The sequence below is a fragment of the Paraburkholderia diazotrophica genome, assembly GCF_038900755.1.
In the GTDB taxonomy this organism is placed as follows: domain Bacteria; phylum Pseudomonadota; class Gammaproteobacteria; order Burkholderiales; family Burkholderiaceae; genus Paraburkholderia; species Paraburkholderia diazotrophica_A.
The window spans coordinates 49557-75842 of sequence record NZ_JBBPEN010000013.1 but is presented as its reverse complement, the minus strand read 5'-3'; the positions used below and the strand labels follow the sequence as shown (position 1 = coordinate 75842).

The following is a 26286-nucleotide window of genomic DNA, read 5'->3' as shown; positions in this document are numbered from 1 at the left end:
TGGAACTACCGCGCAAGACGGGCGTTATCTACCGTATCGACTGAGGATGCCACATAGGCGATGAGACGTCGCGTGGCTCAAGAAGTCATCTAACAGGAGACACGGTATGTCAGACACGCTCAAGCCAGCGTCCGTCAACGCGGATACGCTCGCCGCCTTTTCCGACGCATTCAATCGCCACGATGCAGACGCGTTGATGGCGTTCATGACAGACGACTGCATCTTCGATGCCGCTGGCGGGAACGAGGTCTACGGCACGCGCTTCGTCGGAAAAGACGCTGTGCGCGCGGCCTTCGAAGCCGTCTTCAAGACCTTCCCCGATGCGCATTGGGGCCATGGCAGGCACTACGTCGTGGGCGTGCGAGGCGTATCCGAATGGGTGTTCAGCGGCACGCATGCGGAGGGCTGGCGCATCGAGGCCGAAGGCTGCGATCTTTTCGAGTTCCGCGATGGCCTGATTGCAGTCAAGCGCGCGTTCCGCAAGGAACGTCCGAAGCAAGTCGCGTGATGTCGATGAGGAGAGTCGCATGAAACACGGTGTGATTCATCTTGAGGGCGCGGATACCTCGTTCGGGCGCACGGACGGCAACGACACCCGTTATGACCCGACCTACGATCCGCTCGTTTCGCCAGGCCCCGGCCAGGGCAAGCAGTACGCGCCGACGTACTGGGCGGCGACGGCGGGCACGGCGCCGCCCGACGACGGCCCCGTCACGCAGGACATGGACGTCGACGTGGCGATCATCGGCGGCGGCTACACAGGCCTGTGCACGGCGCTCTTTCTGGCGCGCGAGCACGGCATCAAGGCTGTCGTGCTCGAAGCGAACCGCGTCAGTTGGGGATGCAGCAGCCGCAATGGAGGCCAGGGGCAGAACGCGTCGGGGCGTCTGTCGCGCTCGCAATGGGTCGAGCGCTGGGGCAAGGACGTCGCACTCAAGATGCACGACGAAATTGCGCAGGGCTTCGAGACGTTCAAGTCGCTGGTCGCGACGATCGATTGCGATCCGCAGCCGGGCGGCCATTTTCTGATTGCGCATCGCTCACGCATCATGGAAAAGCTCGCTGCAGAAGCGAAGGTGTGGAAGGACGTGTTCGGCTATCCGTCCGAGCTGATGAGCGCGGAAGCTTTTCGCCGCGAGTACGTGAATGATGCAGAGGCGGCGGGCGCACTGCATGAGCCCGAAGGCATCGGCATTCATCCGCTGAAGCTCGCTTATGGGTATCTGCGGCTCGCGCGCGAAGCGGGTGCGAAAGTGCATCCGGCAAGCCCCGTCATCGGCTGGGAAACGGTCAAGGGCGTGCATCACCTGCGCACGCCGGGCGGCATCGTGCGGGCGCGCGCGGTCGGCATCGCGACGGGTGCCTATACGGCGCCGGGGCTGCATCCTTCGTTGCACAGCAAGGTGATGCCGATCTTGTCGAACTCGATGGTGACGCGTCCACTCACGAAAGCCGAACTGGACGCGTGCAATTTCCGCACTCACCAGGTGCTCACCGATACGCGCACGCTGCGCTTCTATTACCGTCTGCTGCCCGACAACCGCGTGCAAATCGGCAGCCGCAGCGCGATCACGGGCCGCGACGCGCCGAACCCCCAGCACTACGAGCTGCTCGTACACGGCTTGCAGCGCAAGTTTCCGGCGCTGCGGGGCATCGATATCGATTACTCGTGGTGGGGTTGGGTCGACGTGAGCCACGACATGATGCCGCGCGTGTTCCAGCCCGATCCGAAGGAATCGGTCTTCTACGCGCTCGGTTATGGCGGCAATGGCGTGTCGTATTCGTCGCAGGCGGGTCGGCGGCTCGCCGAGCGCATCGCCGGGAAGGGCGCGCAACAGACACTGCCCATCTTCACGTCGCCGCTGCCCGCGCATATGTTCGCGCCGTTCAGGCGCGTCGGTCAGCGCATGTTGTACCACTGGTATTTCCTGCGCGACGAGCAGCGTTAGGCGCGGCTCGCGCAGGACACGAAACGCGCATTCTTTCTTCACATAAGAACGTCTTCAGCGGGGATGCGGCGGCCGGCCGGAGTCATCCGGGGCCCGCACGCGCCAACGCGGCGCAGCAGCACATGCAGGCCCATGCGGCCCGCAAGAGCCGTCCTGAACGTACATGGAGGTGACATGCAGCACGCGGAGAACGGCAGTCAACTGAAGTGCAGTCTGAAACAAAGGCATATGACGATGATCGCGCTGGGCGGCGTGATCGGAGCAGGGCTATTTGTGGGAAGCGGCGTGGTGATCCAGCAGGCAGGCCCCGCCGCGATTGTGTCGTTCCTGTTGACGGGCGGCCTCGTCGTGCTCGTGATGCGGATGCTCGGCGAAATGGCATCCGCGATGCCCGCCGTTGGTTCTTTCTACGAATATGCGCGGCTCGCGTTCGGCGAGCGCAAGCCATCGGGCGAACTGGCCGGCTTTCTGACGGGCTGGATGTACTGGTATTTTTGGGTCATCGTCGTCGCCGTCGAGACAGTCGCGGGCGCGCACCTCGTGCAGTTCTGGCTGCCGCAGGTGCCGGCATGGGCCATCGGGCTCGCGCTGCTGCTCGTGCTGACGCTCACCAATCTCATCTCTGTCGGCAGTTATGGCGAGTTCGAGTTCTGGTTCGCGTCGGTGAAGGTGGCGGCCATCATCGTGTTCCTGTTCGTCGGCACGCTGTTCGTGCTCGGCATGTGGCCGCACGCCAATCATGCGGCGTTGCCCATTGCGCAGATAGCGGCGCATGGCGGCTTCATGCCCAAGGGCATCGGCCCGGTGCTGAGCGGCGCCGTCGCGGCAACGGGTTTCTACTTCGGCGCGGAGATCGTTACGATTGCGGCCGCCGAAGCACACGAGCCCGAACGGGCCGTGGCCAAAGCGACGAACTCGGTGATCACGCGCGTGCTGGTCTTCTACGCGGGCTCGATCCTGCTCGTCGTCGCGATCGTGCCGTGGAATTCACCGGCGATGTCGACGCCGTATGTGAGCGCGCTGGAAGCAATGCACATTCCCGCTGCCGCGCATCTGATGAACGCGATCATCCTGACGGCAGTGCTGTCCGCGCTGAACTCGGGCCTCTATGCCGCGTCGCGGATGATGTTCGCGCTGACGCGCCGTGGCGATGCACCGCGGTCACTCGCGAAGGTCAACAGTCGCGGCGTGCCCGTCCGCGCGATTCTGATCGGCACGTTGTTCGGCTACGCGTCGGTCGTGATGTCGTATGTCTCGCCGGATACGGTATTCGCGTTTCTCGTCAATTCGTATGGCACCGTCGCGATCTTCGTGTATGTGCTGATCGCGCTGTCGCAACTGAAGCTGCGCGCCCGCCTCGAACGCGAAGCGCCTGGCAAGCTGCGCGTGAAGATGTGGTGCTACCCATATCTGACATGGTTCGCGATCATCGGCATGGGTGCGATCATCGTGGCAATGGCGTTCATCCCTGATCAGCGCAAGCCGCTGTGGTTCGGTGTGGTCAGCCTCGCGGTGCTGATCGCGGTCTACTGGCAGCGCGGCCGCTGGCGCAAGGAAGTCGGCCATGCGCAGCAGTCGATCGATACTGAACGGATGCGCGTTTCCGGCCGGCGGTATTGAAGCAGAAGCCCAGGCAGAAACTCGGACAGAAGAGGGCTCCGGGCACTTTCAAGCGCCCGGAGCGATGTCGTATCGGCTGATTCTCAAAGCGACGTCGCGTGCCGATCCGAAGGTTCTCCGACGTCTTTGCACGGTAGCGTACCGGCAAACTGGAGCAACGGCGCGATCGCCGATGCGGCCTCCTTCATCTTCGGTACGGCCTCCAGCAAGTCGTTGAGATTCGCGCGCGCGGTCGGCGCATGAACGGCCAGCGCCGCCAGCACATTGCCGTTCGCGGCATCTCTCACGGGCACTGCGATGGCAACCATCCCGCGGACGAATTCCTCGTTGTCGATACCGATCCCGCGCACGCCAAGCCGGTCGAGTTCGGCTTCCAGCAGACTTCGATCCGTCAGCGTGCGATACGTCATGCGCTTGAGCGTCAGACGCGACACGGCAAGTCGCCGCTCCGCCAGCGGCATCTGCGAGAGGAACAGCTTGCCGCTCGCGGTGCAGTGCAGCGGCACGCGCATGCCGGGCTGCATGTGCAGGCGCAACGGCTCGGCCGTTTCCACGCGCTCGATATACAGCACCGTGTCGCCGTCGAGTGCCGTCAGGTTGCATGTTTCGCCGAGCACGTCGACAAGCGAGCGCAACAGCGAACGGCATGCGCGCGTGAACGTGTTGTTCGCGAGCGTGGCGAGCGCAAGGCGCGCGGCACGCGGACCGAGTGCGATCGCGCGCTCCGCGCCGCGCGAGTCCGGCATGTGAGTGACATATCCCTGTGTCTCGAGGGATTCGATGAGCCGCATCAGCGTGGCCTTCGGAATATGAAGCCGCGCGGACAACTGCGACAGCGAGAACGGCTGCCCCGCCGAAGCCAGTTGTTCGAGCACGGCGAGCGGGCGCAGCGCGCGCGTGTTGTCATGCAGCGGATCGTTCGGCGGCAACGCCGTGTCGTTTCGCATTCGTACTCCGGTTCGGATGTGCAAAGTGAAACAAAAAGGTCGGTTCCTGTACCAGATTCGACGATGGAATCGACGTTCCCTTGAAGTCGGTGTCTTCTGTCAATAAATTTACACGAAACATTCCGGTTTTTGGTTTCGCCGAGCACTCGAGAAAACCAGGCTGGAGACTGCAGGAGACATTTGCTATGCCACGTCGTTTCGACTTTGTCGTCGTCGGCGCCGGTTCGGCCGGCTGCGTGCTCGCCAACCGTCTGTCGGAAGACGGGCGTTATTCCGTTTGTCTCCTCGAGGCCGGTCCCGCCGATCGCTATATGTGGATTCACATTCCGATTGGCTACGGCAAGACGATGTTTCATCCCGTCTACAACTGGGGCTTCCATACCGACCCCGATCCGAACATGAACAACCGCAAGCTGTATTGGCCGCGTGGCCGCACGCTTGGCGGATGCAGTTCGATCAACGGTCTCATCTACGTGCGCGGGCAGAAGGAGGACTACGATCGCTGGGCCGCGCTCGGCAATTGCGGCTGGAGCTGGGACGAATGCCTGCCGTACTTTCGTCGGCTCGAACACAACGAGCTGGGGGAGGGGCCGACGCGCGGAGTCGACGGGCCGCTGTGGGCGTCGACGATCAGGCAGCGACATGAACTCGTCGATGCGTTCATCGCCGCGTCGAACCGGCTCGGCGTGCGCACTGTCGACGACTTCAATACGGGCGATCAGGAAGGCGTCGGCTACTATCAGTTGACGACACGCCGCGGCTTGCGCTGCTCGACAGCCGTCGCCTATCTGAAGCCCGCGCGGCAGCGCGCGAATCTGCACGTTGAAACGGATGCGCAGGCGTCAAGGATTCTGTTCGACGGCACGCGCGCAATGGGCATTCAATACGTGCAGCGCGGCGAGGTGCGTGAAGTGCATGCGGATCGCGAGGTGATACTGGCGGCAGGCGCATTGCAGTCGCCGCAGCTGCTGCAACTGTCGGGTGTCGGGCCGGCCGCGCTGCTGCAAGAGCACGGCATTCCCGTCGTGGCCGCTCGCGCGGGCGTCGGCGAAAACCTGCAGGACCATCTGCAGTTCCGCCTGATCTACGAGGTTGCGAAGCCGATCACCACCAACGACCAGCTTCGTTCATGGACGGGCCGCGCAAAGATGGGCCTGCAATGGGCGTTGTTTCGTGGCGGTCCGCTCGCCGTCGGCATCAACCAGGGCGGCATGTTCTGCCGCGCGCTGCCTGACGAAGCGCAGACACCCGACATCCAGTTCCACTTCTCGACGCTCTCCGCCGATTCCGCCGGCGGCGACGTGCACACGTTTTCCGGCTGCACATATTCGGTCTGCCAGTTGCGGCCCACATCGCGGGGCGCAGTGCGCATCCGCTCGACGGATCCACTCGAAGCGCCGTCGATCCAGCCGAACTACCTCGCGACCGAGCTCGACCGGCGCACGGCCGTCGCGGGCGTGCGCTTTGCGCGGCGCGTCGCCGCGACGCAGCCGATGGCCTCGCTGATGAAACGCGAAGTGCGCCCTGGCGCCGACGCGCAGACGGACGATGAACTGCTGCATTTCTGCCGCGAGTACGGACAGACGATTTTCCATCCGTCGGGCACGGCAAAGATGGGCACGGCCGGCGATCCGCTCGCGGTGGTCGACGAGCGTCTGCGCGTGTACGGCACACGCGGGCTGCGTGTCGTCGATTGCTCGATCATGCCGACGCTCGTTTCCGGCAATACCAACGTTCCGGTCGTGATGGTCGCGGAAAAAGCGTCCGACATGATTCTCGACGACGCACGCACATCCCGTCTTCACGATCGCGCGAACGTGCCGGCGGAAGCCGCCGCCTGATTCACAGCATTGCAGCGTCGGGCCCGGGGGAGACCACGCGGGCCTTTGCTAATGCCGCCGTGCAATGGCGGCCCGGCCGTCCTATGGAGGAGCAGCTATGACAATCGATCAACGCGTCGTCCGTCGTGTCGCACTCGCCAGCGTGATAGGCGCGACCGTCGAATGGTATGACTTCTTTCTGTACGGCGTCGTCGCTGGCATCGTCTTCAACCGGCTCTATTTTCCCGCCGGCGATCCGCTCGTGTCGACGATGCTTGCCTATACGACCTTCGCAGTCGGCTTCGTTACGCGGCCGCTCGGCGGCGTGCTGTTCGGCCACTTCGGCGACCGCGTCGGGCGCAAGTCCGCGCTGATTCTCACGCTGGTGATCATGGGCGTATCGACGGCAGGCGTCGCGTTTGTACCGACCTACGCGCAGATCGGCATCTGGGCGCCGATCCTGCTGCTGACGCTGCGCGTGCTGCAAGGCATCGGCCTTGGCGGCGAGTGGGGCGGCGCGGTGCTGATGGCCTACGAATACGCGCCGCCGCGCAAGCGTGGGCTGTATGCGAGCTTGCCGCAGATCGGCCTGTCGATCGGGCTGTGTCTCGCGTCCGGCATGGTGGCGGGCGTCTCGCGGCTCTTGCCCGAAGCGTCGTTCTTCGCGTGGGGCTGGCGCATCGCTTTCGGCGCGTCGCTGCTGCTCGTGCTGATCGGCCTGTACATTCGTCTGAAGGTGATGGAAACACCCGAGTTTCTCGCGCTCAAACGCAGCCGCCGCGAAGCGAAGATTCCGTTTGTCGACATGATGAGCCGCTATCGCGGCGCGGTCCTGCTCGGCATGGGCGCGCGCTATATCGACGGCGTGTTCTTCAACATCTTCGCCGTCTTCTCGATTGGCTATCTGACGCAGCACGTGTCGATGAGCCGTACCGACGCGCTGCTCGGCGTGATGATCGCGGCCATCGTGATGTGCTTCTTCATACCGCTTTTCGGCGCGCTCTCCGATCAGCTCGGGCGAACGCGCGTGTATCGCTGGGGCTCGCTGATTTGCGGACTTTCGGTGCTGCCTGCGTTCTGGCTGATCGAGACCCATTCGACGAGCACGCTAATGATCTGGCTTGCGATCGTGGTGCCGTTCGGCATCTTCTACGCGATGGTGTATGGCCCCGAAGCGGCACTGTTTGCCGAACTGTTCGATGCGAAGGTGCGCTATACGGGCATCTCGTTCGTCTATCAGTTCTCGGGCATCTTCGCGAGCGGGCTGACGCCGATCGTCGCGACGGCACTGCTGCGTATCAACGAGGGCAAACCGTGGATGGTCTGCGCGTATGTGATGCTGTCGGCACTGGTGTCGGCGTGGTCGGCACGCGCGATCGAGCGGCGCGCCGAGGCGTATGGCGTGACGGCAAGCGCGCACTGAAGGCTCGGGTACGTGGAGCAAGGCGGACGCCGCTTACCGCGCGACGCTCCGCTCACTCGCGAAACGTCTTCGCTGTTTCGTCGGCCGCATGGCGCAGATCGGGCACGAACAACAACAGGTCGTCGAGCGTTACGCGGCCGACGGGTGCCTGAACCGCAATCGCCGCGCACGCGCGGTTGCGGTCGAGCATGACGGGGACGGCAATCGCGATCAGCCCTTGCAGATGCTCTTGGTCGTTGATCGCGAGCAACCGCCTGCGTGTGGTCATCAACTCCTGCCGCAGTGCATCACGGTCGGTGATCGTGCGCTCCGAATATGCGCGCAGTGGCAGCGTATCGATCATCCGCTCGCGCCGTTCCTTCGGAAGAAAGCTGAGCAGAAGCTTGCCGCTCGCCGAGCAGTGCAGCGGCACGTGCGAGCCCGGCTGCAAGTGCATTCGTAGTGGCCACTCGGTTTCGACGCGATCCACATACACGACATCGTTGCCGGCAAGCATCGTGAGATTGCAGGTCTCGCCGACCTTTGCGACCAGCTGTTCGAGCAGCACATGGCGCGCGGCGGCGGGCCCCGCATGCATCAGCACATTGACGGCGAGCGTGCGCACGCGCGGCGAGCATTCGTAGAGACGGCTTCCCGCGCTGCGCGTGACGAGCCATGCATCCATCAGTTGCACGAGGATCCGGTGCACGGTCTGCTTCGGCAATCCGAGCGCGTTGACCAGATCCATCATCGAGAGTGGCTGGCCCGCTTGCGCCAGCGTCTCCAGCACGCGAAACGCGCGCACGGCTGCCGCATTCGACTGGTTCGAAGTCGACATCCCATCTCCTGTGCTTCTTGTGGTCAGAATAGATTTTGCATCGATTCATACGGTTTTCGGGACTGCGGAAAGTCCCGAATTTCGCGTTTTCCGATTCTCAGGACCACGCAGTAAAGGATCGTTCGGAAAACGGGACTACGCGGTTCTCAAGGCTGGCTAGATTCACTTCACAGCCAATCTTTCCAGTCGGAGCAAACCGTATGAATGTCAGAGCCACATCCGCCGAAGTGGTGGGCGAACAACAGGATGCCGACGTCCGGCGAGCAGTCGCGGCGCTAGTCCAACGGGCCCGCGCCGCGCAGCGGGAGTTCGAAAACGCGGGACAGGAAGCACTCGATATGGCTGCCGCCGCTGCCGCGTGGGCGATCATGGAGCCCGCGCGCAACCGGCAACTGGCTGAACTATCGGTACAGGACACGGGCCTCGGCAATGCCGACGACAAGTTTCGCAAGAACTTTCGCAAGACGCTCGGCCTGCTGCGCGATTTGCACGATCAAGCGACGACGGGCGTGATCGCGCGCGATGCGTCGAAGGGCATCGTGGAAATCGCGCGAGCGGTGGGTGTGGTGGCAGCTGTCACGCCGTCGACCAATCCCGCCGCGACGCCCGCGAACAAGATCGTCAATGCGCTCAAATGCGGCAATGCAGTGATCGTCGCGCCGTCGCCGAAAGGGTATTCGTCGTGCGCACTGCTGATCGGCTTCATCCATACGCAGCTCGCAAAAGCGGGACTTTCGACTGACCTCGTGCAGATGCTGCCCGCCCCCATCAGCAAGGCGGCGACGGCGGAGCTGATGCGGCAATGCGATCTTGTGGTGGCGACGGGCTCACAGGCGAACGTGCGGATGGCGTATGCGAGCGGCACGCCCGCCTTCGGCGTCGGTGCTGGCAACGTCGCGTCGCTCGTCACGGCGTCGGCTGATCTACGCGATGCGGCGCGCAAGATCGCGCGTTCGAAAACCTTCGATAACGCGACCAGCTGTTCATCGGAAAACAGTGTCGTGATCGAAGAAGCCGTCTATCAGCCGATGCTCGACGAACTGATCTCGTGCGGCGGCGTGCTGCTCGACGAAGCGCAAAAAGCGAAGCTGCAGGCCGCGATGTGGCAGGACGGCAAATTGTCCGCGCAATGCACCGCGCGTCCGGCGCAGACGATAGCGCGCGTGGCCGGTCTCGACGACATCGCGATGCGCGTGCCTGCTTTCCTGATGGTCGAAGAAACGGGCTTCGGTGCGCAGCATCCTTTTTCAGGCGAGAAACTGGCCCCCGTGCTCACGATTTATCGCGCGCGCAACTTCGACGCCGCTGCGGAGATCGTTCGCAACATCTATGCGTATATGGGCGCGGGTCATTCCGTCGGCCTGCATTCCGCGGATGCCGGGCAGGCCGTCCAACTAGGCACGACGCTGCCGGTTTCGCGCGTGATCGTCAATCAGGCGCACTGCCTGGCGACGGGTGGCAACTTCGACAATGGCTTGCCGTTCTCGCTGTCGATGGGATGCGGCACCTGGGGACGCAATAACTTCTCCAGCAATCTGGGCTTTCAGCAGTATCTGAACATCACGCGCGTCGCTTATCCGATCGAGGAGCACGTGCCCGACGCAGACGAATTGCTCGGCGACTTCTTCCGGAGATACGGCCGATGAATACGCCTTCGACGCTCCGCGCGCTGATCGACGAACGCGCCGCCCAGTATCCCGACAAGCCGTTCCTGCTCGCCTGTCCCGATGAAGACGACGCGGGCGGCAGAACTACCCGTGGCCGCGCGCTGACCTTCGGCGAACTGCGCGACGACTGCCGCGCGCTTGAAGCGCGTTTTCGCGACGCCGGCCTGCATGCGGGCGACACGGTGTCCGTCTATATGAGCAACGGCATCCAGACCGCGCGGCTCTTGCTTGCCGCAATGTACAGCGGGCTTGTTGCACATCCCCTCAATCTGTTGTGCCAGCCGTCGCAGTTGCGCTACATCGTCGAGCATTCGGACACGCGTGCCGTGTTCGTCGAACGCGATACGCGCCAGGCGATCGAGTCGTCGATTGCAGAGTTGCAGGCGCAGGGTCTCGCGCGCGAAATCCATATCGTGCAGACCGCGCCGGATGCATCCGCAATCCCGACGCTCCCGCGCGCGGAACGGGCACTCGCGGAAACGCTTACCGATGGCGACGCGCGGCTCACGACGGTAACGGCCGGACGCGCCGCCGAATCCGGCGACGCTGTTACCGCATCGAACGACATGCGCGCATCCGATGTCGCGCTGCTGATGTACACATCCGGCACGACGGGCGCCCCGAAAGGCGTATTGCTCACGCATCGCAATCTGCTGGCCAACTCGGCGAATATCACAGCCGAGCATCGTCTCGGCGCCGACGATCGCGTGCTCGCATCGCTGCCGCTTTATCACATCAACGGTCTCGTTGTGACGCTGCTCGCGCCGCTTTTTCACGCGGGCTCCGTCGTGATGACGCCGCGCTTCTCCGCCCGCACGTTCTGGCGCGATGCTGTCCGTCACGGCTGCACATGGATCAATGTTGTGCCGACCATCGTCGCATATCTGCTGAACAGCGACGAACCGTGCGCATACGACATGTCGGCGCTGAAGTTCTGCCGCAGCGCGTCGGCGGCATTGCCCGCTGACCATCACCGTGCGTTCGAGTCCCGCTTTCACATCGGCATCATCGAGACGATGGGCATGACGGAAACGGCTGCGCCCATTTTCAGCAATCCGTATGAGGCACAGGCACGCAGGGTCGGCAGCATCGGCTTGCCTTCGGGCGCGGAAGCCAAGGTGATCGACCGGCAAGGCCGCGAATGCGCGCCACACGAATGCGGCGAACTCGTGCTGCGCGGCGAGCAGGTGATGAGCGGCTACTACAAGCGCCCGGAAGACACGCTCGCCGCGTTTACGCCGGACGGCTGGCTTCGGACAGGCGATCTCGGCTATCGCGACGATGACGGCTACTTCTACATCAACGGCCGTGCGAAGGAACTGATCATCAAAGGCGGCGAAAACATCGCGCCGCGCGAAATCGACGAAGCGCTGCTCAGACATCCGGGCGTGCTCGATGCAGCCGCGGTCGGCGTGCCCGATAGCGCGTATGGGCAGGACATCGTCGCGTTCATCGTCGCGCGGGCGCGAGAAGAAGAGGCGCTCGAAGAAGGACAAGCGCGCGTATCGCTGGATGTCGCCGATCTGCGTGCGCATTGTTTGCGCGAACTCGGCCGGTACAAGACGCCGAAGGAGTTCCGGTTCGTCACGGAACTGCCGCGCGGGCCGTCGGGCAAGGTGCAGCGGCTCAAGCTGCTGAACACCTGAGCGCGGCGCAACGAGGAGACACATACAGAAGCGGCCTCGATCCGCCCTGGCTATCGACACACCATCGACGTCGTAGGCGTTCCATAACGAGAGACACAGGAGACAGCATGGAAAAGCATACGCGGCGCGTGAAGACGCGTCACATCATTCTGGCGGTCATGTGCGTGATGTACTTCATCTCATACATCGACCGCGTGAACATCGCGGTGGCGGGTCCATTGATCCGTCATGAGATGGGGCTGACATCGGCGGAACTCGGTCTGGTGTTCTCTGCGTTCGCCTATCCATACGCAATGATGCAGATCATCGGCGGATGGCTGTCCGACAAGTACGGGCCCAAGGCCGTGCTGACCGTGCTGTCGATCATATGGGGCGTGGCGACGCTCGCGACGGGCTTCGCCGGCAGTGTCGCGATGCTCGTCGCGCTGCGCTTTGCGCTCGGCATCGGCGAAGGCGGCGCGTTTCCGACAGCCACGCGCGCGTTCACGTACTGGATGCCCGTGGCCGAGCGGGGCTTTGCGCAGGGCATCACGCACAGTTTCGCGCGCCTGGGCGGCGCCGTGACGCCTCCCCTCGTGCTTGCCGTCGTCGCGGCGGGCGGCTGGCGAGACGCGTTCATTCTGCTGGGCGTCGCGAGTCTTGCGTGGACCGTGCTCTATCTGTGCATCTTCACTAATTCGCCGGAGCAGAACAGGCGCATCACGCCGGAAGAAACGGCAGAAATCGGCTATTGCGTCGGCGACTGCGACCGTGCGAAGCGGATGGCGACACCGTGGCGCAAGCTGATTCGCCGGATGTGGCTCGTCACGTTCGTCGACTTCTGCTATGGCTGGCTGCTATGGGTCTATCTGACGTGGCTGCCGTCGTATCTGAAGGAATCGCGCGGCTTCGATCTGAAGCATCTCGCACTCTTCACGGCGCTGCCGCTGCTCGCGGGCGTGATCGGCGATACGCTCGGCGGCGTCGTATCGGACAAGCTCTACAAGGCGACGGGACGTCTGCGTCTCGCTCGCTGCGCGGTGCTGGTGGTCGGCATGGGCGGGTCGCTCGCGTTTCTGCTGCCCATGGTCTCGGCCACCAATCCGCTGACGGCTGTGTGGTTCCTGTCGGCGTCGTTTTTCTTCCTGGAGATCACGAACCCGGTGCTGTGGACGTTGCCACTCGATATCGCCGGCAAGTACGCGGGCACGGCGGGCGGCATGATGAACACGGGCTTCGGCGTGGCGGGGATGGTGTCGCCCGTGGTGTTCGGCTATCTGATCCAGACGACGGGCAGCTACAACGTTCCATTCACGATCTCGGCGGGACTGCTGGCCGTGGGCGTGATAGCGGCGTGTTTCATCGATACGGGCAAGACGGTCGAAGCGGACGAGGAGCGCGAGCGTCTCGAAGGCGTCGAGATGAGCGGAATGCCTGCTTTCGCGCATGCGGCGCCGGGGCTGCGGCTCGAACGGCATCACTTGCGTCGCCCGTTGCGCTGGCGCAAGTGATGCATTGATGTGCGTGACGAATCCCGGCCGCGACGAACCTCAGCCCGCGGGATTCACTTTGCGCAACCGCCAGATCAGGCTGGACGTGTCGAAGCGGTTGCCGCCGAGCGCCTGCACGTCGCCGTAGAACTGATCGACGAGCGCCGTGACGGGTAGCGACGCGCCGTTGCGCTTCGCTTCGTCGAGACAGATGCCGAGGTCTTTGCGCATCCAGTCGACGGCAAAGCCGAAGTCGAACTTGCCTTCGAGCATGGTCGGGCCGCGGTTGGCCATCTGCCAGCTGGCCGCCGCACCCTTGCCGATCACCTCCAGCACGCGCGCCATGTCGAGCCCGGCGCGCTGGCCGAAATGCAGCGCTTCCGACAGGCCCTGGACCAGGCCCGCGATGCAGATCTGGTTGACCATCTTCGCGAGCTGGCCGGCACCTGCGGGGCCGAGCAGCGTGACAGCAGCGGCGTAGTGCTCCAGCGTGCCGCGAGCGCGTTCGAAGGCGTCAGCGTCGCCGCCGCACATGATGGTCAGCGTGCCATTCTTCGCGCCCGCTTCGCCGCCCGATACGGGCGCATCGATGAAGTGCAGGCCGCGTTGCGTTGCAAGCGCAAAGAGTTCGCGCGCCACATCGGCCGAGGCCGTCGTGTGATCGATGAAGACGGCGCCCGATGCCATCCCGGCGAAAGCACCATCATCACCTAGCGCGACGCTGCGCAGATCATCGTCGTTGCCGACGCACGCGAGCACGAGCTCGGCGCCGTTCGCTGCTTCGCGCGGCGTCGGAGCTGCGCGTCCGCCATATTCCGACGCCCATTGCGCAGCCTTCGACGCGGTGCGGTTATAGACCGTCACGTCGAGGCCGGACTTCGCCAGATGCCCTGCCATCGGATAACCCATGACACCGAGGCCGAGAAACGCAACACGTGCGACACGCGGTGCCGCGCCTCCCGTAACCGGGGCTGATGTATCGCTCACTGTGACTCCTTGGAAGAAGACGGGGAAGGGAACAACGATTATCGCAGGACGGCGCGAGACTGAATCGACGGCATACAGCGGCTGACTGCCGATCATCGAATCGGCTGTCGGCTGCTGCGTTCGTCTCGCCGTTCAGCCTGATCGCGCCGGGCGCAAGCGCGCGCTCGATTGGGCTGTCGTTCGTGCTGACTTGCGCGGCGTCGATGATTCAGCAGTCGGGACTTGTGGCTGCGCGGTAGTTCTTCTTCGCCGAGGCTCGGCAGCCGCAATCTTGACTATACGCAGGCGTAGGGCGGGATGCCGCGGTGGGCATCCGCGCGAGTGACATCGATGGCGGCAAGCGGATCGCGCGAAGGCAGGTGGTAACGGGAGCCAGTCAAAAATAGAAGCGTCGCGGACGTGACCACGTTCCTGCGACCTGCTATCTCCCGCAGCCGGCTACAAGGAATCAAAATGTCCTGGCGAGTTCACTCGCCGCTTCCTGCAGCCGGGGAATGAATTCCAGAGCCCGTGAAAGCGGCGTCCGCGACACGGGGGCATGCACCGCGATGGCGGCAATACATTTCCCTTGTTCGTTTCTGACGGGCGCGGCCACGCAGGCAATTCCGACGACAAATTCTTCATTGTCCACAGCGATTCCCTTATGCGCGATACGGTCCAGCTCGCTTTCGAGCAACGCGGGGTCGGTGAGCGTGTTAGGGGTGAAACGCTGCAATTGCAGCGCCCGCACGAGCGCCGCGCGGTCTTCGCGAGGGAGCATCGCAAGCAGCAACTTGCCGCTCGCGCTGCAATAGGCGGGCACATGCGAACCGGGCTTCAGGTCGAGGCGTAACGGCCACGGCGCCTCCATGCGGTCGAGATAGAGCACTTCCGTTTCGTGAAGCATCGTCAGGTTGCACGTCTCGCCGAGATCCGCGACGAGGTGTCCGAGGATCGCATGCCTCAGGCGCCGGGCGCTCGACTGCATCATCACGCCAAGCCCCAGTTGCGCGAGGCGCGGGCCGATCACGTAGGCGTTTTTCTGTCCCGGTTCGCGTATCACGAGGCCGCCGGCTTCAAGCGAACTCAGCATGCGATGCAACGACGCCTTCGGAAGATCGATGTCGTGCGTGATGTCGGCCAGCGACACGGGGCCGTCCGCGGCGACGAGATGTTCGAGCAGAGCGAACGCGCGCAGCGTCGGAGTGTCAGCCTTGTTCATGTCCGCCGTTCCGGAAAATGGATCGGCCGTATTGTACTGAATGCGCTTGCCGCGTGGGCTCGGCGGAGGGTCCGGATCATACGAAGTGGACGCGTCAGAAGCCGTCCGATTTCGAATTTCGGAACGAGTCGATGTGATGCTGCCCCTGTTGTCGGATGCTTTTGGCTCCATCGCTGCGTCGCCGAACGACGCTGTCGTGTCCATGGTGCGTGCCTCCCGTACTCCCGGACGACGATGTAATGTTATTGCGGCGTGACAGGCGGCGTTCCCGGCACAGCCGGAAGGTGTCGGGGAACGCCGCGCTGCGGGAGGGCTCGATCAGACGTAGTCCTTGTACTTGTCGAGCAGGCGCACGGGGCGGGACAGCGCGTCGCGGCGGAACGGATCGCCCAGTTCGCGCGTGCACATGATCTCGACGATCGTGGTCTTGCCGTGATTCATCTGCAGGTCGATCGCCTTCTTCAGCGCCGGGCCGACGTCCTCGAGCCGGTCGACGACGATGCCCTCGGCGCCCATGGCCTTCGCGATGCCCGCGAAGCTCGGATTGTCCAGCTCGCCGGCGACGAAGCGGCGGTTGTAGAAGTCCACCTGGTTCTTCTTTTCCGCGCCCCACTGGCGGTTGTGGAACACCACGGCCGTCACGGGGATGTTGTGCCGCACGCAGGTGAGCGTCTCCATCATGCTCATGCCCCACGCGCCATCGCCCGCATAGGAGATCGCGGGACGATGCGGCGCCGCGACCTTCGCGCCGATGATGGTGGGGAACGCGTAGCCGCAGTTGCCCCAGCTCATCGCCGCGAAGAAGCTGCGCGGCTTGTTGAAGCGCAGATAGCTGTTGGCCACCGAGTTGATGTTGCCGATATCGGTGGACACCATCACATCGTCGGGCATTGCCTTTTCCAGCTCGCGCAGCACCTGGCGCGGATGCAGATACTCGCCGCCGCTGAAGGGGCGCTCGTTCTTCTGCTCCTCGATCATGTCGAGGCTGTACGGGTCGCGCTCATGCGTCCAGCCGTCGAGCTCCTTCTCCCATGCCGCCTTCTCTTCGGCGATCTGGCTGGCGCGCGCCTCGCGCGTGGCATCGCAGGCGAGCGTGCGCTGCGCGAGGCGCGCGGTGAGCGCACTGGCCGCGGCCTTTGCATCGCCGCAGATGCCCACGGAAATCTTCTTCACCAGCCCGAGCATCCTGTGATCGGCATCGATCTGGATGATCTTCGCGTTCTTCGGCCAGTAGTCGAGGCCGTGCTGCGGCAGCGTGCCGAACGGGCCCAGACGCGAGCCCAGCGCGAGCACGACGTCGGCCTGCGCGAGCAGCTTCATCGCGGCCTTCGAGCCCTGGTAGCCGAGCGGGCCGCACCACAGCGGGTGCCTTGCCGGGAACGAGTCGTTATGCAGATAGCTGTTGACGACGGGCGCGCCGAGCCGCTCGGCGAGCGCCTGGCATTCGTCCAGGGCGTCGGCCATCACCACGCCGCCGCCGGAGATGATCACGGGGAACTTCGCCTGCGCGAGCAGGCCGGCCGCTTCGTCCAGGCGCTGCTCGCCGCCCGCGCCGCGATCGAGCCGTTGCGGCTGCGGGATCTCGGCCCTGATCTGGCCGTAGAAGTAGTCGCGCGGGATGTTGAGCTGCGTGGGTCCCATCTCGGCCATCGCGCGGTCGAAGCAGCGTCCCGTGAACTCGGCCATGCGCGCCGGATGCGTGACGTGGCCCTGGTATCTGGTGAACTCCTGGAACATCGGCAGCTGCTTCGCTTCCTGGAAGCCGCCCAGTCCGATGCCCATGGTGCCCGCCTCGGGCGTGACGATGACCACGGGGCTGTGCGCCCAGTAGGCGGCGGCAATCGCGGTGACGGCGTTGCTGATGCCGGGCCCGTTCTGGCCGATGACCACGCCATGGCGGCCCGAGACGCGCGCATAGCCGTCGGCCATGTGACCGGCGCCCTGTTCGTGGACGACGGGAATCAGACGGATGCCGGCGGGCGCGAAGATGTCCATCGCATCCATGAAGGCGGAGCCCATGATGCCGAACATCTCGGTCACGCCATTGGCGGCCAGGGTTTCGACAAAGGCTTCGGACGGCGTCATGTCCTGTGGACCGCTGGCGGCGGTGGCATGCGGGGCGGAAATGGCCGGATCTTGCTCGCTCATGGTGTCTCCAGTTAATTAAACGGAACGAAACGTTCCAAATAAGATGCATGATCAGAATTTAGGATGAAAGGAGGCCACAGTCAACCTACAAAAACGATTAATGGAACGATTTGTATCTAAAAGATAACGACGTTATGATGGGAAAGGCGTTGGTGATCGCGTTCGAACAGGAGGATGGAAGTGACCGATATCGTGACTGGCAAGCCGGATCGCATGATGGACGCGCGCAGCGTGTTCGGCATCGATGTAGATCTGAAAGTGCCCGCGTTCAGCGAGCGGGACGATCGCGTTCCGGAAATCGACGAGGTTTATCGCTTCAACACTGAAGTGACGTTAGCGATCCTCGCCGGCTTCATGTGCAACCGGCGTGTGATGGTTCAGGGGCTTCACGGCACAGGCAAGTCGTCTCACATCGAACAGGTAGCCGCGCGCCTGAACTGGCCGTGCGTGCGCGTCAATCTGGATGGTCACATCAGCCGGCTCGATCTCGTCGGCAAGGATGCGATCGTCGTGCGCGGCGATCATCAGGTCACTGAGTTTCAGGAAGGGATCGTGCCCTGGGCCTTGCAGCGGCCTGTCGCACTGATCTTCGACGAATACGATGCGGGTCGCCCCGACGTGATGTTCGTCATCCAGCGCATCCTCGAAACCGACGGCAAGTTCACGCTGCTCGACCAGAACCGCGTGATTCGTCCGCATCCATGTTTCCGGCTGTTCGCGACAACCAACACCGTCGGACTCGGCAATCTCAACGGGCTCTATCACGGCACGCAGACGCTGAATCATGCGCAGATCGACCGCTGGAACGTCGTCGCGACACTGAACTATCTGTCGCGCGAGGACGAGCGGGCGATCGTGCTCGCGCGTGCGCCCGAGCTCGACGACGCAGCAGGCCGCGCGCTCGTCGAATCGATGGTCAGCGTCGCCGAACTGACTCGCAAAGGCTTTGCGGCAGGTGACCTGTCGACGCTGATGTCGCCGCGCACCGTGATCAACTGGGCGGAGAACATCAGGATCTTTCGGGACCCGGGCCTCGCGTTTTGCCTGACGTTCCTGAACAAGTGCGACGAAGCCGAGCGGCCGGTCGTCGCCGAATACTTCCAGCGCGCGTTCGGCAAGGAACTGGCCTCATTCGAAAGCGGCCGCGCGCTCGACGCGACAACGCCATGAAGTCGTCCGATCGCGAAGCGGCCCGGCGCGCGGCACGCGCCGACGCGCTGCGTGCAGCGGCCGCGCGCGCGCTCACGGGCGACGCCGCGTTGCATTACAGCAATGGCCGTCTATGCCGGAACATGAAGCCGTTGCCCATTCTTGCGCCGCATCTGCGGACGGCCGCCGCGGAAGACACGTTGGCGTCGTCGCGCGGCGCGGCGGACGGGGCGGCATTGCGGATACGGCATTCCGATGCGGAACTGCATCGTCGGCTGCTACCGGAGGGTTCCGTCGAGCGTCTGCTATTCGAACTGCTCGAACAGCTGCGCTGCGAATCGTTGTTGCCCAAAGGCATGCCTGGACTGGCGCTGAATCTGCGGAGCCGCTTCGAAGCCTGGTCGCGCGGCATGCATCGCTCGGGGATTGTCGATGGCCATATGGGGCTGCTGCTCTATACGGTCGCCCAGATGTGCTGGTCGCGTCTGTCGGGTTGGCCTGCGCTCGAGGAAACGGAAGGTCTCATTGAAGCAACGCGGGCCTCCATTGCACCTGTGATCGGCGCGTCGCTTGCCGGCATGCGGCGCATGCGTCACGACCAGCGCGCGTTCGCGGTACATGCGCTCGAACTGGCGCGGCAGATCAGCGAGATGATCGACGCCGAACGCGCCGCGCGTCTGCCCGACGAACCCGACGATCAACAGGACGACGAGGCGGCGCGCAATGCGTTCTCGCTCTTTCTCGACTTCGAAGACGGCGACGAGGAAGGCATCACGCTCGCGCACACGGGCGAGAGCCGCGTGCTGCGGGCGTCGGAGCAGGGCTATCGCGTCTTCACCACCCGCTACGATCGCGAATGCTATGCGGCAACGCTCGTGCGCAAGGCGTTGCTTGCGGAGTATCGCGAGCGCCTCGACCAACGCATCGGTGCACAGGCGCTCAATGTGCCGCGTCTCGCGCGCGCGTTGAAGGCCGCGCTCGCTGCGCCGCAGCGCGACGGTTGGTCGTTTGGCGAAGAACATGGACGCATCGACGGAAGGCGGCTCGCGCAACTCGTCAGCTCGCCCGCCGAGCGGCGTCTGTTTCGCCTCGAACATCACAAGTTGATCGCCGAATCGATGGTGACCTTTCTGATCGACTGCTCGGGCTCCATGCGAGCGCAGATCGAACCCGTCACGATGCTGATCGATGTGCTGACGCGAGCGCTCGACTCAGCGGGCATCGCAAGCGAAGTGCTGGGCTTCACGACAGGCGCATGGAACGGCGGCCGCGCGCGGCTCGACTGGCTGGCGCAGGGGCGGCCGCGTCATCCGGGGCGGCTGAACGAAGTGAGCCATCTCGTGTTCAAGGATGTCGAAACGGGCTGGCGACGCGCGCGCACCGATATCGCCGCTCTGCTCAAGGGCGATCTCTTTCGCGAGGGCGTCGACGGCGAAGCTGTCGCGTGGGCGTGCAACAGATTGCGCGCGCATTCCGTGAACCGGCGCATCCTGATCGTCGTATCGGACGGCAGCCCGATGGACGCCGCGACCCACCAGGCCAACGACACCTACTACCTCGACAATCATCTGAAGCAGGTGATCCGCGAGCAGCAGGCGGCAGGCGATATCGAAGTGCTGGGGCTCGGTATCGGGCTCGATCTCAGTCCGTACTATCGGCATTCGCTGGCCGTGGACCTTTCGGCGCCGCCTGACATGATCCTGCTTGCCGAGGTCGTGGGCTTTATCGGTGCAGGCGGACGGCGCGGCCGGTAGCGCCAGATAAGCACTACGCGACAAGCCGCCAGACGGAGGTCAACACGAGCTGTCCGCCGATGATCATCAGCACGCCGAACGCGACGCGCCGCGTCGCCATGCCCGACAGCGGCGGCGGTCGATGACGCGCGGCCAGTGTCGCCAGGCTGACGACGGGCAGCGCGATCGCTGCCTGTATCCAGACGGCGGAGTTCAACTGGCCCGTCGATGCGCTGAACGCCGTTCGGATCGCGGCAGTCTCACCGAACAGAACAATCAGCGCGCAGCGGATCTGCGTGACAGACAACGGCTGTCTATAGAACTGATAGATGAGCGGCGGCCCCGATATGCCGAACATGCCGCTCAGCAGACCGCCGAACACTCCGCTTACGAAGAAGCCGCGATTACCCGAGCGCTGTTCGAGTGGCTCGGGCCGTAACGCGGAGCCGATGCCGCCATACAGCACGACGATGCCCAGCAGCAGATGTAGCACCGTCGATGCGGCCGCGCTCAGATAATCGAGTAGCGCGACGCCCGCCATCACGGAAGGGACGATGCCGAGCGTGGCAGCGCCCACCGCGCGCCAATCGACATGATGCAGCTTGCCGGGCAGGGCGATCGAACAGTTCGCGAGCGTCACGACGCTGACGAGCGCGGCCACGCTCGCAACGGGCGCGAGGTTCGTTCCGCTCGCGATGCCGATTACGATCATGCCGAGCCCGAAGCCCGTCACCGTCTGGAAATAGCTTGCGGCGCCCATCAGCGCCAGAAGAGGTATCAGCTTGTCCGGGGTCATGATGGAGGCATGGCCTCCCTGACACCCGGTTTCGAATCATGATGATGCGTGTTCATCTGCGGGCAGGACTCCGAGTGCTGCATGTGCCTGTACGCAGGTTACTGCAATCACGTAGTAAATATCATCTTCGCTGCACCCGCGCGAAAGGTCGTTGGCGGGTTTTTGCAGGCCTTGCAGCAAGGGGCCGATGGCCTTCGCACCGCCGATGCGCTCCGCGAGCTTGTAGCCGATATTGCCCGCTTCGAGGCCCGGAAAGATCAGCGTGTTGGCGTGGCCCTCGACCTGCGAATGATGAACCTTGCGCATCGCGATCTCGGCGACGATCGCGGCGTCGAGCTGCACGTCGCCGTCGATGGCCAGATGCGGGCGTGCTTCCTTGACGAGTCGTGTCGCCTCGACGACCTTGTCGACAGCGGCATGGTGCGCGCTGCCGCTGGTGGAGAACGACAGCATCGCCACTTTGGGCTCTTCCATCAATAGGGCCCGGGTGCTGTCCGCAGCGGCCATCGCGATTTCGGAGAGCTGCGCGGCGTCGGGTTCGACGACGAGCGCGCAGTCCGAAAAGATCAGTCCGCCCTTCATCGTATGGAAGGGCTCGCAGAGCATCATCAGGAAGAAGCTCGACACGAGCTTGAACGACGGGCGAATGCCGATGATCTGGATCGCGTTGCGCACGACGTCGGCCGTGGTGTTGACTGCGCCCGCAACGGAGCCGTCAGCGTACCCGAGGCGCACCATCAGGTTCGCGAAGCAAAGCGGATTGAGCACTTCGCGCTGCGCTTCGTCGCGTGTCATGCCTTTCTTGCTGCGCAGCGCGAACAGTTCTTCGGCGAACTGCCGGGAAAGGGGGGAGGTCGCGGGCGTGACAAGCTCGATGCCGGTGAGATCGATGCCTTCTTTCCCGGCGGCTTGCCGGGTGGGCCCAGTGTCGCCGACCAGCACGATACGGGCGATGCCTTCCTGCGTCGCGCGTTGCGCGGCGCGCAGCACGCGCGCGTCCTCGGACTCGCACAGCACGATGCGCATCGGCAACTGACGCGCGCTTTCGATGATGCGATAGATGGGTTTCATGGCGGCGATGGCCTGTAATGGTACAGGCGGCGTTCCCGGCACAGCCGGAAGGTGTCGGGGAACGCCGCGCTGCGGGAGGGCTCGATCAGACGTAGTCCTTGTACTTGTCGAGCAGGCGCACGGGGCGGGACAGCGCGTCGCGGCGGAACGGATCGCCCAGTTCGCGCGTGCACATGATCTCGACGATCGTGGTCTTGCCGTGATTCATCTGCAGGTCGATCGCCTTCTTCAGCGCCGGGCCGACGTCCTCGAGCCGGTCGACGACGATGCCCTCGGCGCCCATGGCCTTCGCGATGCCCGCGAAGCTCGGATTGTCCAGCTCGCCGGCGACGAAGCGGCGGTTGTAGAAGTCCACCTGGTTCTTCTTTTCCGCGCCCCACTGGCGGTTGTGGAACACCACGGCCGTCACGGGGATGTTGTGCCGCACGCAGGTGAGCGTCTCCATCATGCTCATGCCCCACGCGCCATCGCCCGCATAGGAGATCGCGGGACGATGCGGCGCCGCGACCTTCGCGCCGATGATGGTGGGGAACGCGTAGCCGCAGTTGCCCCAGCTCATTGCCGCGAAGAAGCTGCGCGGCTTGTTGAAGCGCAGATAGCTGTTGGCCACCGAGTTGATGTTGCCGATATCGGTGGACACCATCACATCGTCGGGCATTGCCTTTTCCAGCTCGCGCAGCACCTGGCGCGGATGCAGATACTCGCCGCCGCTGAAGGGGCGCTCGTTCTTCTGCTCCTCGATCATGTCGAGGCTGTACGGGTCGCGCTCATGCGTCCAGCCGTCGAGCTCCTTCTCCCATGCCGCCTTCTCTTCGGCGATCTGGCTGGCGCGCGCCTCGCGCGTGGCATCGCAGGCGAGCGTGCGCTGCGCGAGGCGCGCGGTGAGCGCACTGGCCGCGGCCTTTGCATCGCCGCAGATGCCCACGGAAATCTTCTTCACCAGCCCGAGCATCCTGTGATCGGCATCGATCTGGATGATCTTCGCGTTCTTCGGCCAGTAGTCGAGGCCGTGCTGCGGCAGCGTGCCGAACGGGCCCAGACGCGAGCCCAGCGCGAGCACGACGTCGGCCTGCGCGAGCAGCTTCATCGCGGCCTTCGAGCCCTGGTAGCCGAGCGGGCCGCACCACAGCGGGTGCCTTGCCGGGAACGAGTCGTTATGCAGATAGCTGTTGACGACGGGCGCGCCGAGCCGCTCGGCGAGCGCCTGGCATTCGTCCAGGGCGTCGGCCATCACCACGCCGCCGCCGGAGATGATCACGGGGAACTTCGCCTGCGCGAGCAGTCCGGCCGCTTCGTCCAGGCGCTGCTCGCCGCCCGCGCCGCGATCGAGCCGTTGCGGCTGCGGGATCTCGGCCCTGATCTGGCCGTAGAAGTAGTCGCGCGGGATGTTGAGCTGCGTGGGTCCCATCTCGGCCATCGCGCGGTCGAAGCAGCGTCCCGTGAACTCGGCCATGCGCGCCGGATGCGTGACGTGGCCCTGGTATCTGGTGAACTCCTGGAACATCGGCAGCTGCTTCGCTTCCTGGAAGCCGCCCAGTCCGATGCCCATGGTGCCCGCCTCGGGCGTGACGATGACCACGGGACTGTGCGCCCAGTAGGCGGCGGCAATCGCGGTGACGGCGTTGCTGATGCCGGGCCCGTTCTGGCCGATGACCACGCCATGGCGGCCCGAGACGCGCGCATAGCCGTCGGCCATGTGACCGGCGCCCTGTTCGTGGACGACGGGAATCAGGCGGATGCCGGCGGGCGCGAAGATGTCCATCGCATCCATGAAGGCGGAGCCCATGATGCCGAACATCTCGGTCACGCCGTTGGCGGCCAGGGTTTCGACAAAGGCTTCGGACGGCGTCATGTCCTGTGGACCGCTGGCCGTCTGGGGTGGGGTCTTTTCGCTCATCAACTGTCTCCGGTTATCGTTTGACGGAATGCCGTATTTCGAATGCTATTCGGTGCCCCATACGGGTCAAGGGATTCCGTCCGCATTGGATGAATTTGAAATGAAATGGAACGTTCTGTTTCAAAACGGCCGACACCTTCAGCCGATGCGTCCCTGTTCCTTGTGCGCGTCGGGAAATGGCATATCGCCACGTTACGGTTTGCCCGTCGAGGGCGGTAGCACCAGTGAGGAGCTTTCGCCTGGGCCAGCGCGCGAACCTGAAGGGCGCAGGAAGGTTGCTGCTGGCGCACGTCCTGCGCACATGCACGCAGGGACCGTGATAACGGGATCGCGCCTCTGTACGGACTCGTCGCGATCGATCGAATCAGGCTGTAGATAGGAAATATGCGTAGTTCTGCAAATTGGCGCGATCGATGGATGACCGCCACTAGCGGCGCAGGAATCTGGCGCTGCGGGCCTATCTTTGACTCCTGCGACCGCGAGCCTTGCTGGTCCGAAGCGCGGACGGCGGACGGGTCGGCATGTTCCCTCCTGCGATTGAGACGCAGACGAAATGGCGGTTGTGAGACCCGTTATCGGCACTTATCTCGCAGTCAAGCCGGACCCCGGGTCGATCAAGTGAATCCCCGGAGCGACTGCTCGCTATGAGACGGTCCGCACAACGCTTTCGGGCGCAGGCTCGACGCGAGCTCGGCGTCGAGCGCTTGCTGTGGACAGCGCGACCGTTGAAATAGTCGGAAGAAATCAGCCTGGGTGTTCCCGCGACACCGCGAAAAACAGAAGAACAATGCTCGTCCCGCACTGGCTCCATCGGATATTCTCGCCTGGTACTACCCGTCGCTTTATTGATTGAGAATGCTTGATGAAACGCGCGAGATTGCAAGTGCGAGAAGCTGAAATCCGTCCTGGTAGCCGCTGACTATACTTGAGACGGAACCACTACAGGACGCGGAACTTCACCTTGCCGAGCAGCAGTTCAACGCTGCAATCCGTGCGCCGCGCGTGCGAATCAGGTAACAAAGGGCGTTCCTTGGCGTGCTCATTGTTTTTCAACTTGAGGAGGTGGCGGTGAGAGCCTTACCCAGACTAGCAAAGACGATGAAGCATCCCGCTGACTCGACGATCGAGCCGGTGATCAAAATCCGCCGCGTCCGCGGGAAGTGGAATTCGTACTGGTTGACGACCGCCGTACTCGTGATATCCGTCGTGCTTTGGCAGGCGATATCGATGGCGGGAATCTTCCCCGCGTTCGCGCTACCTTCGCCGGTGGCCGTGTGGCAGGCCTTCGTCGAAATCGTCCACAATGGATATGGCGGGCAGACGCTCGTTAGCGACGTTCTGATTAGTTGCTTTCGCATCGTTATCGGCTTCGTTGGCGCGATTGCGATCGGCGTTCCCATCGGACTCCTGATGTCGAGGAACAAGATCGTGTTCGACATCATCGATCCGTTGCTGCAATTCGTACGGCCGGTGCCACCGCTTGCCTATATTCCGCTGCTGGTGGTGTGGTTCGGCATTGGCGAATTACCTAAAGCCATCCTGATTCTCGTCGGCACGATTCCCGTCATCATCATCGGCACCATGTCGGGCGTGAAAAGCACGCCGCCTTTACGCATCTCGGTCGCTCGCACGCTCGGTGCGACCAATGCGCAAATCTTCCGCAGGGTCGTGCTGCCTTCGGCGCTGCCGGAGATCTTCACCGCGATGCGCGTGGGGATCGGCGTAGCGTGGACGTGTCTTGTTGCAGCGGAACTGATCGCGGCGAGCAGCGGGCTGGGCTGGCTCGTGCAGTTCGCAGGACAGGCGCTGCAGGTTGGCATTGTGATCGTTGGTATCGTGATCATCGGGTTGATCGGGTACGCAATGGAACTGGTGATTCGCAAGGTCGAAAATCTGGTCGTTCCCTGGCGCGGACATAACTGATCGGGTTACTGGAGGAGACGAAA

20 protein-coding genes are annotated in these 26286 nt (G+C 63.8%); 11 read left to right on the top strand and 9 right to left on the bottom strand.

Features of this window, described 5'->3' with window-relative positions:
* Positions 1 to 106 precede the first annotated feature (106 nt).
* The 3 genes from AABE10_RS30365 to AABE10_RS30355 all read left to right on the top strand — a co-directional run bounded on the left by AABE10_RS30365 (position 107) and on the right by AABE10_RS30355 (position 3569).
* Entirely contained in the window at positions 107 to 508 is a 402-nt protein-coding gene (locus AABE10_RS30365) for a nuclear transport factor 2 family protein (protein ID WP_342936849.1), read from the top strand.
* A 19-nt stretch (positions 509 to 527) separates the two neighbouring features.
* Complete coding sequence (locus AABE10_RS30360) at positions 528 to 1949, top strand: FAD-binding oxidoreductase (protein WP_342936848.1); 1422 nt, start codon at positions 528 to 530, stop codon at positions 1947 to 1949.
* Positions 1950 to 2123: 174 nt separating this feature from the next.
* Entirely contained in the window at positions 2124 to 3569 is a 1446-nt protein-coding gene (locus AABE10_RS30355; protein WP_342936847.1) for an amino acid permease, read from the top strand.
* 83 nt (positions 3570 to 3652) lie between these two features.
* On the opposite strand, the gene AABE10_RS30350 is transcribed toward AABE10_RS30355, so the two are convergent.
* Positions 3653 to 4516, bottom strand: coding sequence for an IclR family transcriptional regulator (locus AABE10_RS30350; RefSeq protein ID WP_342936846.1), 864 nt, complete (start codon positions 4514 to 4516; stop codon positions 3653 to 3655).
* Between the two features lie 185 nt (positions 4517 to 4701).
* On the opposite strand from AABE10_RS30350, the gene AABE10_RS30345 reads away from it, so the two are divergent.
* Together AABE10_RS30345 and AABE10_RS30340 are read left to right on the top strand one after the other, a co-directional pair.
* On the top strand, positions 4702 to 6357 hold the full coding sequence (locus AABE10_RS30345) for a choline dehydrogenase (RefSeq protein ID WP_342936845.1): 1656 nt from the start codon (positions 4702 to 4704) through the stop codon (positions 6355 to 6357).
* A 97-nt stretch (positions 6358 to 6454) separates the two neighbouring features.
* Positions 6455 to 7759 (top strand): MFS transporter, encoded by a 1305-nt coding sequence (locus AABE10_RS30340; protein WP_342936844.1) that lies wholly within the window; start codon positions 6455 to 6457, stop codon positions 7757 to 7759.
* Positions 7760 to 7811: 52 nt separating this feature from the next.
* On the opposite strand, the gene AABE10_RS30335 is transcribed toward AABE10_RS30340, so the two are convergent.
* The gene (locus tag AABE10_RS30335; protein ID WP_342936843.1) at positions 7812 to 8576 is read right to left on the bottom strand and encodes an IclR family transcriptional regulator; all 765 of its coding nucleotides are present in this window, start codon (positions 8574 to 8576) and stop codon (positions 7812 to 7814) included.
* 200 nt (positions 8577 to 8776) lie between these two features.
* Here AABE10_RS30335 and sauS point away from each other — a divergent pair, with 200 nt between their 5' ends.
* From sauS to AABE10_RS30320, 3 genes are all read left to right on the top strand, one after another.
* Positions 8777 to 10222, top strand: coding sequence for an acylating sulfoacetaldehyde dehydrogenase (gene sauS, locus AABE10_RS30330; protein ID WP_342936842.1), 1446 nt, complete (start codon positions 8777 to 8779; stop codon positions 10220 to 10222).
* A complete protein-coding gene (locus AABE10_RS30325; protein ID WP_342936841.1) occupies positions 10219 to 11889 on the top strand; it encodes an AMP-binding protein in 1671 nt (556 codons plus the stop codon). Before sauS ends, AABE10_RS30325 begins: the two co-directional genes overlap by 4 nt.
* 107 nt (positions 11890 to 11996) lie before the next feature.
* Positions 11997 to 13379: an MFS transporter gene (locus tag AABE10_RS30320; protein WP_342936840.1), complete on the top strand. Its 1383-nt coding sequence runs from the start codon at positions 11997 to 11999 to the stop codon at positions 13377 to 13379.
* Positions 13380 to 13418: 39 nt separating this feature from the next.
* Here AABE10_RS30320 and AABE10_RS30315 read toward each other — a convergent pair whose 3' ends face one another.
* The 3 genes from AABE10_RS30315 to xsc (AABE10_RS30305) all read right to left on the bottom strand — a co-directional run bounded on the left by AABE10_RS30315 (position 13419) and on the right by xsc (AABE10_RS30305) (position 17694).
* Positions 13419 to 14345, bottom strand: a complete 927-nt coding sequence (locus AABE10_RS30315) for an NAD(P)-dependent oxidoreductase (RefSeq protein WP_342936839.1) — start codon at positions 14343 to 14345, stop codon at positions 13419 to 13421.
* Positions 14346 to 14793: 448 nt separating this feature from the next.
* Complete coding sequence (locus AABE10_RS30310; RefSeq protein ID WP_342936838.1) at positions 14794 to 15546, bottom strand: IclR family transcriptional regulator; 753 nt, start codon at positions 15544 to 15546, stop codon at positions 14794 to 14796.
* A gap of 318 nt (positions 15547 to 15864) precedes the next feature.
* Positions 15865 to 17694, bottom strand: a complete 1830-nt coding sequence (xsc, locus tag AABE10_RS30305) for a sulfoacetaldehyde acetyltransferase (RefSeq protein WP_342936837.1) — start codon at positions 17692 to 17694, stop codon at positions 15865 to 15867.
* Between the two features lie 174 nt (positions 17695 to 17868).
* Between xsc (AABE10_RS30305) and AABE10_RS30300 the strand changes: the two genes are divergently transcribed.
* The gene (locus AABE10_RS30300; protein WP_342936836.1) at positions 17869 to 18864 is read left to right on the top strand and encodes an AAA family ATPase; all 996 of its coding nucleotides are present in this window, start codon (positions 17869 to 17871) and stop codon (positions 18862 to 18864) included.
* Entirely contained in the window at positions 18861 to 20597 is a 1737-nt protein-coding gene (locus AABE10_RS30295) for a cobaltochelatase CobT-related protein (protein WP_342936835.1), read from the top strand. Before AABE10_RS30300 ends, AABE10_RS30295 begins: the two co-directional genes overlap by 4 nt.
* A 13-nt stretch (positions 20598 to 20610) precedes the next feature.
* On the opposite strand, the gene AABE10_RS30290 is transcribed toward AABE10_RS30295, so the two are convergent.
* From AABE10_RS30290 to AABE10_RS30275, 4 genes are all read right to left on the bottom strand, one after another.
* On the bottom strand, positions 20611 to 21372 hold the full coding sequence (locus AABE10_RS30290; RefSeq protein ID WP_342936834.1) for a sulfite exporter TauE/SafE family protein: 762 nt from the start codon (positions 21370 to 21372) through the stop codon (positions 20611 to 20613).
* Between the two features lie 36 nt (positions 21373 to 21408).
* On the bottom strand, positions 21409 to 22443 hold the full coding sequence (gene pta, locus AABE10_RS30285; protein ID WP_342936833.1) for a phosphate acetyltransferase: 1035 nt from the start codon (positions 22441 to 22443) through the stop codon (positions 21409 to 21411).
* 85 nt (positions 22444 to 22528) lie between these two features.
* Positions 22529 to 24340 carry a sulfoacetaldehyde acetyltransferase gene (gene xsc / locus AABE10_RS30280; protein WP_342936832.1) on the bottom strand — a complete coding sequence of 604 codons (1812 nt, stop codon included), beginning with the start codon at positions 24338 to 24340 and terminating at the stop codon, positions 22529 to 22531.
* Positions 24341 to 25389: 1049 nt separating this feature from the next.
* Positions 25390 to 25740: a hypothetical protein gene (locus tag AABE10_RS30275; protein ID WP_342936831.1), complete on the bottom strand. Its 351-nt coding sequence runs from the start codon at positions 25738 to 25740 to the stop codon at positions 25390 to 25392.
* Positions 25741 to 25768: 28 nt separating this feature from the next.
* Between AABE10_RS30275 and AABE10_RS30270 the strand changes: the two genes are divergently transcribed.
* Complete coding sequence (locus AABE10_RS30270) at positions 25769 to 26263, top strand: ABC transporter permease (RefSeq protein WP_342936830.1); 495 nt, start codon at positions 25769 to 25771, stop codon at positions 26261 to 26263.
* Positions 26264 to 26286: the final 23 nt, after the last annotated feature.

Coding starts and splice junctions, on each gene's coding strand:
- AABE10_RS30365 (WP_342936849.1), top strand. CDS start 107: ATGTCAGACACGCTCAAGCCAGCGTCCGTCAACGCGGATACGCTCGCC.
- AABE10_RS30360 (WP_342936848.1), top strand. CDS start 528: ATGAAACACGGTGTGATTCATCTTGAGGGCGCGGATACCTCGTTCGGG.
- AABE10_RS30355 (WP_342936847.1), top strand. CDS start 2,124: ATGCAGCACGCGGAGAACGGCAGTCAACTGAAGTGCAGTCTGAAACAA.
- AABE10_RS30350 (WP_342936846.1), bottom strand. CDS start 4,516: ATGCGAAACGACACGGCGTTGCCGCCGAACGATCCGCTGCATGACAAC.
- AABE10_RS30345 (WP_342936845.1), top strand. CDS start 4,702: ATGCCACGTCGTTTCGACTTTGTCGTCGTCGGCGCCGGTTCGGCCGGC.
- AABE10_RS30340 (WP_342936844.1), top strand. CDS start 6,455: ATGACAATCGATCAACGCGTCGTCCGTCGTGTCGCACTCGCCAGCGTG.
- AABE10_RS30335 (WP_342936843.1), bottom strand. CDS start 8,576: ATGTCGACTTCGAACCAGTCGAATGCGGCAGCCGTGCGCGCGTTTCGC.
- sauS (WP_342936842.1), top strand. CDS start 8,777: ATGAATGTCAGAGCCACATCCGCCGAAGTGGTGGGCGAACAACAGGAT.
- AABE10_RS30325 (WP_342936841.1), top strand. CDS start 10,219: ATGAATACGCCTTCGACGCTCCGCGCGCTGATCGACGAACGCGCCGCC.
- AABE10_RS30320 (WP_342936840.1), top strand. CDS start 11,997: ATGGAAAAGCATACGCGGCGCGTGAAGACGCGTCACATCATTCTGGCG.
- AABE10_RS30310 (WP_342936838.1), bottom strand. CDS start 15,546: ATGAACAAGGCTGACACTCCGACGCTGCGCGCGTTCGCTCTGCTCGAA.
- xsc (WP_342936837.1), bottom strand. CDS start 17,694: ATGAGCGAGCAAGATCCGGCCATTTCCGCCCCGCATGCCACCGCCGCC.
- AABE10_RS30300 (WP_342936836.1), top strand. CDS start 17,869: ATGGAAGTGACCGATATCGTGACTGGCAAGCCGGATCGCATGATGGAC.
- AABE10_RS30295 (WP_342936835.1), top strand. CDS start 18,861: ATGAAGTCGTCCGATCGCGAAGCGGCCCGGCGCGCGGCACGCGCCGAC.
- AABE10_RS30290 (WP_342936834.1), bottom strand. CDS start 21,372: ATGACCCCGGACAAGCTGATACCTCTTCTGGCGCTGATGGGCGCCGCA.
- pta (WP_342936833.1), bottom strand. CDS start 22,443: ATGAAACCCATCTATCGCATCATCGAAAGCGCGCGTCAGTTGCCGATG.
- xsc (WP_342936832.1), bottom strand. CDS start 24,340: ATGAGCGAAAAGACCCCACCCCAGACGGCCAGCGGTCCACAGGACATG.
- AABE10_RS30275 (WP_342936831.1), bottom strand. CDS start 25,740: ATGGGAACGCCGATCGCAATCGCGCCAACGAAGCCGATAACGATGCGA.